This is a genomic window from Variovorax sp. Varisp85 (assembly GCF_047304045.1).
Lineage (GTDB): Bacteria > Pseudomonadota > Gammaproteobacteria > Burkholderiales > Burkholderiaceae_C > Variovorax.
In genome coordinates, this window is sequence record NZ_JBGLYN010000117.1 from 1 (window position 1) to 9296 (window position 9296).

A 9296-nucleotide genomic window follows, 5' to 3' on the forward strand; every position below is an offset into this window, starting at 1 on the left:
GGTGTTTGGCGACTTCCAGTCTCTCAAACCCAATCCGGATGAACACCGGATACAACCTATTGGAGCTTCACACCTAGGCAGCCGCCGCGCAGAGCCATTCCACGAAAGCGCCGACCAGCGGATCGTCCGTGCGGCTCGGCGCCACGAACACGCTGTAGCCCCGGCTCGACGGCGCCCTGTGCGGGCAGGCCAGCAGCAGTTCGCCGGAGCGCAGTTCACGCTCGACGAAGTACTCGGGCACCAGCCCCACGCCCAGGTCGGCACGCACTGCGGCAACGAGCGAAGAGAACAGATCGAAGCGATGCCCCGCCACCAGGTTCTCGGGCGGCCGCGCATGCGCCGTCTGCCCGAACCATTCCTCCCACGCGCCCATGCGCGTGCGCAGCTGCAGCAACGGCACCGAGCGGAAGTCACCGCGCGCCATCGCCGGGCGCCCCTTCGCTTTCGGCGAGCACACCGCAACGCAGGACTCGCCCATCAACGGCAGCGCATTCGCGCCGGGCCAGACCGCATCGTCGTACTGCACGCCCACGTCGAAGGGCATGTCCTCCATGTAGAGATGCGTCGGGAACACCTGCAGGTGCAGGCTGCAGCCCGGGTGCCGGGCGATGAACTCCGGCAGCCGCGGCGTCAGCCAGCCCTCGGCCAGCACCGGCACCGCGCCCACCAGCAGGCGCAGGCCGTCGGCACGCTGCGCCATGGCTTCGAGCGTGTGGTTCTGCAGCCGCAGCAGGTCGCCCGAAACCTGGCCGTGATAGCGCCGCCCGGCCTCGGTCAGCTCGGTGCCGCGCGCCGTGCGCTGCACCAGCCGCACACCGATCTGCGACTCCAGCAGGCGCAGCTGCTGGCTCACCGCGCTGTGCGTGAGACACAGCTCCTCCGCAGCCTTGCCCACGCCATGGTGGCGCGCCACCGCGTCGAAGATCAGCAGCGCGCGGGTGCTGGGGATGTGGCGGCGCATGGCGAGCCTCGTTAGAAAAACTGACAACGCCAAAGATTAAACCAGAGCGCGTGGCTAACACAGCCATAAGAATCGTCGGCGACGCCGCGCCGGCGTCGCCAACCCGGCTTCACTCCCAAGGACATCCCGACCATGCCCCGCCCCATGTCACTTCGCCTCGCCCCGCTCGTCCTCGCCCTGGCCTCCACGGCCGCAGGCCTCGCGCATGCCCAGACCGGCGCCGTCGCGGCCACGCCGACGCAGGTGCGCCCCGAAGTCGACAAGGCCTACACGCAGTTGATGGCATCGCCCGCCATCCAGAAGCTGCTCGACGCGGTCAGGGCCGACCACGAGCGCTCGGTCGAAGACCTGAAGATGCTCACCGAGATCGAGGCGCCGCCATTCAAGGAACAGAAGCGCGCCGAAGCCTTTCTCGCGCGCATGAAGGCCCTCGGCCTGGCGGACGCGAAGATCGACGCCGAAGGCAACGTGGTCGGCCTGCGCAAGGGTACGGGCAACGGGCCGAAGCTGCTGATCTCCGCGCACCTCGACACGGTGTTCCCCGCCGGCACCGACGTGAAGGTGAAGGAGCGCGACGGCAAGCTCTACGCGCCCGGTATCTCCGACGACACGCGCGGGCTCGCCGTGCTGCTGTCGTGGCTCAAGGTGCTCAACGACAACAAGGTCCAGACCGTGGGCGACCTGCTGTTCGTCGGCAACGTCGGCGAGGAAGAGCTCGGCAACCTGCGCGGCATCAAGGCCGTCTTCCGGGACAACCTCGACATCGACGGTATGGTCGGCCTCGAGCCCGCGCCCGACGGCACGGTGCTGATGCTGGGCACCGGCAGCCACCGCTACGAAGTGAGCTTCAAGGGCCCGGGCGGCCACAGCTACGGCGCCTTCGGCCAGGTGCCCAGCGCCATCCACGGCATGGGCCGCGCCATCGCGAAGATCGCCGAGATCCGCACGCCGAGCTTCCCGAAGACGACCTTCACCGTCGGCACCGTGGGCGGCGGGACCTCGGTCAACACCATCGCGCCGGATGCGCGCATGGCGGTCGACATCCGCTCCGACGAAATGGCACCGCTGCTGGAGACCGAAAAGAAGATCCTCACGGCCATCGACGAAGCCGTGGTCGAGGAAAACAAGCGCTGGAACGTCAACACGCTGAGCGTGAGCGCCAAACTCATCGGCGACCGTCCGGGCGGCCGCACGCAATCGGACACCGTGATCGTCGAGGCCGCCACGCGCGCGAACAGCGCCTTCGGCCACAAGACGCTGCTGAGCGGCGCGAGCACCGACGCGAACGTGCCTATGTCGCTGGGCATCCCCGCCATCATCATCGGCGGCGGCGGCAAGACCGGCGGCTTCCACGCGCTGTCCGAGTGGATCGACGTGACCGACGGCTGGAAGGGTGCACAGAACTCGCTGGTGACCGTGCTGGGCCTGGTGGGAGTGCAGGGCACCAGCACGCCCTTGCTGGAAAAACGCGCTCCACGCTCGAAGTAGGCCGGTGCACGCCGATGGGCTGCGGCCCCCAAGGTCTCCGGTATGCTGGTGGCCGCTTTCCACCATACAGACCTACAGGAGGCTCCCCGTGCACGCCCGCTCCACCTTCATCGCCCTTGCCCTGCTCGCCGCGGGCATTTCGGCACATGCCAACGACCTGTTCGACCAGCTGAAGGAGAAAGCCGGCGAGGCCGCCAGCGCCAATTCGCAAGGTGGCAGCGGCTCCTCGCTCGGCAACCTCGGCTTCAAGATGCCCGCCATCGGCTCCAGCACCGTCGGCAACGCGGCCGGTGTGCTGCAGTACTGCGTCAAGAACAACTACCTGGGCGGCGACGCGGCCTCGGTGAAAGACAAGCTGCTCGCCAAGATCACCGGTCAGAAGCAGCAGGAGACCGGCTTCGCGAACGGCACCAAGGGCCTGCTGAAAGGTGGCGACGGCAAGTCGCTGAACTTCAAGCTCTTGTCGTCAAAGGTCAAGACCAAGGCCTGCGACTACGTGCTCAAGAACGCGACCTCGCTCATCTAGACACCCCCATGCTTCGCGCACTGCGTGTCGCTTCGCACACCCCCTCCCCGGGGGCAATGCCAGCGGCCCGGCAAAGCCGGTTCCGCGGCATCCCCCGACTGGCCGCGTAAGCTCCCTGTGCCAGCGCAGCATTCCAGCGCCGTTGCGCGTGCCATCCGTCATTCATGAATCCGGCTACAACCTCTCCTTCCCTGCGCCAGCGCCTCTCTCGCTGGGTTCCCTGCTTCGCCTGGCCGCGCCCTTCCGCCGCGCTGCTGCGCAACGAGGCGATGGCCGGCATCACTGTGGCGCTGATGGTGATCCCGCAAGGCGTGGCGTATGCGGCGCTGGCGGGCATGCCGCTGGTGACGGGGGTGTACGCGGCCCTGTTCCCCGCGCTGATCGCGGTGATGTTCAGTTCGTCGCAGCGGCTGTCGGTCGGGCCCACGGCGCTCACCAGCCTGCTGGTCGGCGCCTCGCTCGCGCCGCTGGCGGTGGCAGGCAGCGCCGAATGGGTGGCGATGGCGGTGTGGCTCACGCTGATGTCGGGCGCCATCCAGATCGTGCTGGGCGCGGGGCGCTTCGGCTGGCTGCTGCGGCTGGTCAATTCGCCGGTGCTCATCGGCTTCACGCAAGGCGCGGCGGTGCTGATCGCCATCTCGCAGCTGCCGGCGCTGCTGGGCTTCACGGGGCGGACCATTGCGCAGGTGCTGCGCGGCGGCCCGCTGCCCGACCTCGTGGCCATTGCCTTCGGGCTCGGCAGCATCGCGGTGCTGTGGCTGGGCAAGCGCCTGCTGCCGCGCTTTCCGACCACCATGGCGCTGGTGGCCGGCGCGGCCGCCATCAGCTGGCTCGTCGACTACGCGCTGCGCGGCGGTGCGGTGGTGGGCAGCCTGCCTTCGGGCCTGCCCTCGCTTTACTGGCCCGGCCTGCTACCCATGAGTACCTTCAGCGCGCTGGTGCTGCCGGCGTTGATGATCACGCTCGTGAGCTTCCTCGAAACCGCGTCGAGCGCCAAGGTCGACAACGCGCGCGCCGGCACGCTGTGGAACGAAAACCAGGATCTGATCGGCCAGGGCCTCGCCAAGCTGGCCTCGGGCTTCACGGGCGGGTTTCCCACCAGTTCGTCGTTCTCGCGCTCGGCCATCACGCTCTATGCGGGCGCGCAGACCGGCTGGGCCACGCTGTTCAGCGTGGCAGTGGTAGCCGGTGCGCTGCTGTGGCTGATGCCGCTGCTGTACCACGTGCCGCAGGCAGTGCTGGCGGCGGTGGTGGTCACGGCCATCCTGGGGCTGGTGAAGCCCGCGAGTTTCACGGCGCTGTGGCGCATCTCGCGCATCGAGGCCGGCATTGCCTTCGGCACTTTCGTGCTGACCATCGCGACCGCACCGAGCATCTACTGGGGCGTGCTCGGTGGCCTGCTGGCGAGCATGGCGCACTACATGTACCGCCACCTGCATCCGCGCATCATCGAGGTGGGCCTGCACCCCGACGGCAGCCTGCGCGACCGCAACCTCTGGAAGCTGCCGCCGCTGGCGCCGCAGCTCTATGCACTGCGCATGGACGCCGAACTCGACTTCGCCTCGGCCTCCACGCTCGAACGCGCGCTCACGGTGGCGCTGGCCGAGCGGCCCGATCTCACCGACGTGTGCCTGTTCGCGCAGCCCATCAATCGCATCGACATCACCGGCGCCGAAGTGTTCGGCTCGATCCGCCGGATGATGGAAGCCAAGGGCATCCGCCTGCACCTGAGCGGCCTCAAGCTGCCCGCGATGCAGGTGCTGGAGCGCGCCGGCCTGCTGGCGCCGGGGCCGATGCTGTTCAGCTACCGCACCGACGGCGAGGCGCTCGCGGCGCTGATGCCGCGCATCGACGAGTCCGAGGGACAGGAAGCCGCCGCCTGACCCGCCAGCGCCCATGAAGTCCACCATCGAAGAACTGGTCGCGTTCCGCACGGTGGTGGACACTGGCTCGATCACGGCCGCGTCCGAACAGTTGGCGCAAACGGTCTCGGGCATCAGCCGCGCCTTGAGCCGGCTCGAACAGAAGCTCGACACCACGCTGCTGCGCCGCACGACGCGGCGGCTCGAACTCACGGAGGAAGGCGCGGCCTTCCTGCAGCGCACGCGCGCCATCCTCGACGCGATCGACGACGCCGAAGAGCAGATGGCCGCGCGCCGCCAGCAGCCGGCCGGGCGCCTGCGCGTGAACGCGGCCTCGCCCTTCATGCTGCACGCCATCGTGCCGCTGGTGCCGGAGTTTCGAAAGCTCTACCCGCAGATCAGCCTCGAGCTCGACACAGACGACCTGCCCATCGACCTGCTGGAGCGCCGCACCGACATCGCGATCCGGATCGGCCCGCTGCGCGACTCCACGCTGCATGCGCGCCCGCTCGGCACGCACCGCCTGCGCGTGCTCGCGAGCCCTGCGTACCTCGAGGCACACGGCAAGCCGCGCAAGGTAAGCGACCTCGCCGAACACGTGCTGCTGGGCTTCACCCAACCCGAGTCGCTGAACCGCTGGCCCCTGCGCGGCGTGCATGGCGACGAATGGAACATCGCGCCGACGCTGATGGCATCGAGCGGCGAAACGCTGCGCCAGTTGGCGCTGGCCGGCGTGGGCGTCGTCTGCCTGTCGGACTTCATGACCGGTGCCGACCGCACAAGCGGCGCGCTGGTGCAGGTGCTGGCAAAGGACACGGCGGACGTGCGCCAGCCGGTCAACGCGGTGTACTACCGCAACACGCAGCTGTCGGCGCGCATCACTTCGTTCCTGGATTTCCTGTCGCAGCGCATGGCCTGAGTGCGCAAGCGGCGGCGCTGCTTACTGCGCCTGCTTCGCGACGAAGCGCTCCACGGACGCCGACTTGATCTCGTAGCCGCTCACGCCCATGTCTGCCGACGAGTAGCGCGCCGCCTTCAGTGTGCCGCTGACGTACGCCGTGTCCATCGCGTGCAGGCCCTTCACGGCGGCAGGCGCGATCACGTGCACGATCTGGTTGGCGGGCGGCGGCGGCGTGTGGATGCAGGCGCCGAAATACGGCACCAGCAGGAATTCGCGAATGCCGTCCTGCGCAGCGTCGAGCGGCACGACGAAGCCCGCGAGCTTGGCCGCCTTGCCGTCGAGCGCCACGTTGACCGGAGCGTTGTCCCAGACAGCACGCATCTCGTCGAGCATCTGGATCGCGCGCGGATCGTTGTCGCGCAGCGCTTCGAGGCTGATGTTGCGGTAGCGCCTGGTCGGGTCCCAGCTCTTGGGAATCAGCTCTTCCCACTTGAGTTCAGGGGCCGCGGCCGTGCTCGTGCCCTGCATCGCCGCTGTCCCCGGACCGCAGCCGGTCAGGAGTGCCGCGGCCGGCGCCAGCAGGAGCACAGCCAACACGGCGCGCGAAAAGAACCTTCTCATGACCGCGATTCTGCTTGGGAGATGTTTCAGACCCGTACAGCAGGGCCTTTTGCACTCAATTCGCCTCAGATCAGACGAGTTCAGCCGAATGCGCGCTCAGTCGCGTACCGGCCCGCGCAGGCTCTTGATCTGCGAACGCTGGCTCTTGCCCTCGAGGCGGCGCTGCTTCGAACCATAGGTCGGCTTGGTGGCGCGCCGCACGCGCGGCGGCATCGCCACGCTGTCGACCACCGCCTGCAGGCGCGTGAGCGCATCGGCGCGGTTCATCTCCCGCGTGCGGTGCTGCTGCGCCTTGAGCACGAACACGCCTTCCTGCGTGATGCGGCTGTCGCGCAGCGCGAGCAGACGCTCCTTCACGTCGGCCGGCAGCGAGCTCGCATGGATGTCGTAGCGCAGGTGCACCGCGCTCGACACCTTGTTGACGTTCTGCCCGCCCGCGCCCTGCGCCCGGATGGCGCTGATCTCGACTTCGTCGGGGTCGATCAGGAGGGGTGGGTGGAACATGCGCGCGAGTGTGCCTTCAAACGCGTTCGAACACGGCCGCGATGCCCTGGCCGCCGCCGATGCACATCGTGACCAGTGCATAGCGGCCGCCGGTGCGGTGCAGCTCGGCAATCGCCTTCGTCGTGATGATCGCGCCGGTCGCACCGACGGGGTGGCCCAGCGAAATGCCCGAGCCGTTCGGGTTCACCTTGGCCGCGTCGAAGCCCAGCTCCTTGATGACGGCGCAGGCCTGCGCCGCAAAAGCTTCGTTCGACTCGATCACGTCGAAGTCGCCCACCTTCAGGCCCGTGCGCTCCAGCACCTTGCGCGTGGCCGGCACCGGGCCGATGCCCATGTACGCGGGCTCGACGCCCGCATGCGCATAGCCCACCAGCCGCGCCAGCGGCTTCAGGCCCAGCGCCTTCACGCGACCGCCTTCGGCCAGCACCACGGCAGCGGCGCCGTCGTTGATGCCCGAGGCATTGCCAGCGGTCACGAGGCCGTCCTTCTTGAACGCGGGCTTCATCTTCGACAGCGCCTCGACGGTGGTGTCGGCGCGCACGTGCTCGTCGGTGTCGAACAGCAAGACGCCCTTGCGCGTCTTCACCTCGACCGGAACGATCTGCTCCTTGAAGCGGCCCGCCGCGATGGCGGCCGCCGCGCGCTGCTGGCTGGTCACGGCCAGTTCGTCCATCTGCTCGCGCGTGATGCCGTAGCGCGCGGCCACGTTCTCGGCGGTGATGCCCATGTGGATCTTCTCCCACGGGTCGTGCAGGATGCCCAGCATGTAGTCGACCAGCACCGCGTCGCCCATGCGGGCGCCATAACGGGCCGATGTGTCGAAGTACGGGCCGCGGCTCATCGACTCCGAACCGCCGCCGATGGCGATGTCACAGTCGCCCAGCGCGATGGCCTGGGCCGCCGACACGATGGCCTGCAAGCCCGAGCCGCAGAGGCGATTCACGTTGAAGGCCGGCGTCTCGATCGGGCAGCCTGCGTCGATGGCAGCCACGCGGCTCAGGTACGCATCCTTCACGTCGGTGGGAATCACGTTGCCCATCACCACATGGCCGATGGCATCGGCGGCCACGCCGCTGCGCTCGATGGCGGCCTTGACGGCGGTGGTGGCCAGCTGGGTGTTGGGCACGTCCTTCAGCGCGCCGCCGAAGGTGCCGATGGCGGTGCGGGCGGTGCCGACCACGAAGATGTCGCGTTGGGTCATGGAATGTCTCTCCTGGATGAAAGCGAAAGCCGCGGTCAGCGGCGGCGGCAGGAGGACGATTCTGACGGCGAACGGCGCGACGGGTGGTCACGCCGGGAACACCGGGGCCTCAGCCGCGCGAAACCGGCTTCGGCGCCACGTCGGTCACGTCGCTGGCGCTGCCGCGAATGCGCACCGGGCGCTCCACCGATTCGCCGCGTGCCCGCGCATTGGCCACGTCGGCGGCGGTCGGCTCGGCCGGCTGTGCCGCATTACGAAATTTATCGAAGCCCGAGCGGGGATTGAAGCGCATGACCCAAGGCGTCACGGGCTTGCCCGTGAGACGCCCCCAGGCGTAGCGCACACCCCACACAGCCGCCAGCAGCATGACCGCCACGGCCAGGCTGGCCGCAAAGACCAGCCCCAGGAGCAGAAGAATGACGCGAAAAATGAAGTTCATCATCCAACTTTAGGCCGAAGCCGCCGCCGTTGGTTCCCCGGCCTTGGCGAACGAGAACTTGCCCGGCGACTGGATCGGGTCGGTCGTGACCTCGATCGTGTCCTTCGGCCCGAAACTGCCGTCGAGCAGCAGCTTCGAGAGCGGGTTCTCGATGCGCTGCTGAATGGCACGCTTCAGCGGACGCGCGCCGAACACCGGGTCGAAGCCGACCTTGGCGATCTCGGCCAGCGCTGCCGGCGACACCTCCAGGCCCAGATCCATCTTCGCGAGCCGCGCCTTCAGCACCTTGAGCTGGATCGCAGCAATCGATTCGATGTTCTTCGCGTCGAGCGCATGGAACACGACCGTCTCGTCGATGCGGTTCAGAAACTCGGGGCGGAAGTAGTTCTTCAGCTCGTCCCACACCGCTTCCTTGATCTCTTCGGAAGGCTTGCCCACCATGGCCTGGATGATGGGCGAGCCGATGTTGCTCGTCATCACGATCACGGTGTTCTTGAAGTCCACGGTGCGGCCCTGGCCGTCGGTAAGGCGGCCATCGTCGAGCACCTGCAGCAGCACGTTGAACACGTCGGGGTGGGCCTTTTCGACTTCGTCGAGCAGCACCACGCTGTAGGGCTTGCGGCGCACGGCTTCCGTGAGGTAGCCGCCCTCCTCGTAGCCCACGTAGCCCGGCGGCGCGCCCCGAAGGCGCGCGCCCCCAATAGTATACAAGAAAAAACGCAATTGGAGTGGGGGCAGGTGGTGTTAGCGGTGGGACACGGAACCCCCCCCCCCCCGGGCCCCCCCCGGGGTT

Annotated in this window: 9 protein-coding genes and 1 pseudogene; 4 read left to right on the top strand and 6 right to left on the bottom strand. The window is 68.2% G+C overall.

All coding sequences use genetic code 11. The features are described from left to right. Positions 1 to 73 precede the first annotated feature (73 nt). Complete coding sequence (locus ACCC97_RS28260) at positions 74 to 961, bottom strand: LysR substrate-binding domain-containing protein (RefSeq protein ID WP_007830845.1); 888 nt, start codon at positions 959 to 961, stop codon at positions 74 to 76. A 132-nt stretch (positions 962 to 1093) separates the two neighbouring features. Between ACCC97_RS28260 and ACCC97_RS28265 the strand changes: the two genes are divergently transcribed. The 4 genes from ACCC97_RS28265 (at position 1094) to ACCC97_RS28280 (ending at position 5756) form a co-directional block, all read left to right on the top strand. Beyond that, positions 1094 to 2449, top strand: coding sequence for a M20/M25/M40 family metallo-hydrolase (locus ACCC97_RS28265; protein WP_007830843.1), 1356 nt, complete (start codon positions 1094 to 1096; stop codon positions 2447 to 2449). An 88-nt stretch (positions 2450 to 2537) separates the two neighbouring features. After that, positions 2538 to 2975: a DUF2501 domain-containing protein gene (locus tag ACCC97_RS28270; RefSeq protein ID WP_413336271.1), complete on the top strand. Its 438-nt coding sequence runs from the start codon at positions 2538 to 2540 to the stop codon at positions 2973 to 2975. Positions 2976 to 3139: 164 nt separating this feature from the next. Further along, positions 3140 to 4858 (top strand): SulP family inorganic anion transporter, encoded by a 1719-nt coding sequence (locus ACCC97_RS28275; RefSeq protein WP_413336273.1) that lies wholly within the window; start codon positions 3140 to 3142, stop codon positions 4856 to 4858. Between the two features lie 13 nt (positions 4859 to 4871). Then, positions 4872 to 5756 carry a LysR substrate-binding domain-containing protein gene (locus ACCC97_RS28280; protein ID WP_007830839.1) on the top strand — a complete coding sequence of 295 codons (885 nt, stop codon included), beginning with the start codon at positions 4872 to 4874 and terminating at the stop codon, positions 5754 to 5756. A 21-nt stretch (positions 5757 to 5777) separates the two neighbouring features. On the opposite strand, the gene ACCC97_RS28285 is transcribed toward ACCC97_RS28280, so the two are convergent. The 5 genes and pseudogenes from ACCC97_RS28285 to ACCC97_RS28305 form a co-directional block, all read right to left on the bottom strand. Next, positions 5778 to 6359 carry a DUF3299 domain-containing protein gene (locus ACCC97_RS28285; protein WP_413336275.1) on the bottom strand — a complete coding sequence of 194 codons (582 nt, stop codon included), beginning with the start codon at positions 6357 to 6359 and terminating at the stop codon, positions 5778 to 5780. Between the two features lie 96 nt (positions 6360 to 6455). Further along, entirely contained in the window at positions 6456 to 6863 is a 408-nt protein-coding gene (gene arfB, locus ACCC97_RS28290) for an alternative ribosome rescue aminoacyl-tRNA hydrolase ArfB (protein WP_007830835.1), read from the bottom strand. A 16-nt stretch (positions 6864 to 6879) separates the two neighbouring features. Further along, positions 6880 to 8064: an acetyl-CoA C-acyltransferase family protein gene (locus ACCC97_RS28295; protein WP_007830833.1), complete on the bottom strand. Its 1185-nt coding sequence runs from the start codon at positions 8062 to 8064 to the stop codon at positions 6880 to 6882. Between the two features lie 109 nt (positions 8065 to 8173). Then, on the bottom strand, positions 8174 to 8506 hold the full coding sequence (locus ACCC97_RS28300) for a hypothetical protein (protein WP_413336277.1): 333 nt from the start codon (positions 8504 to 8506) through the stop codon (positions 8174 to 8176). 6 nt (positions 8507 to 8512) lie between these two features. Then, positions 8513 to 9199, bottom strand: a pseudogene (locus tag ACCC97_RS28305) (AAA family ATPase); the annotation flags it as partial. Positions 9200 to 9296 lie beyond the last annotated feature (97 nt).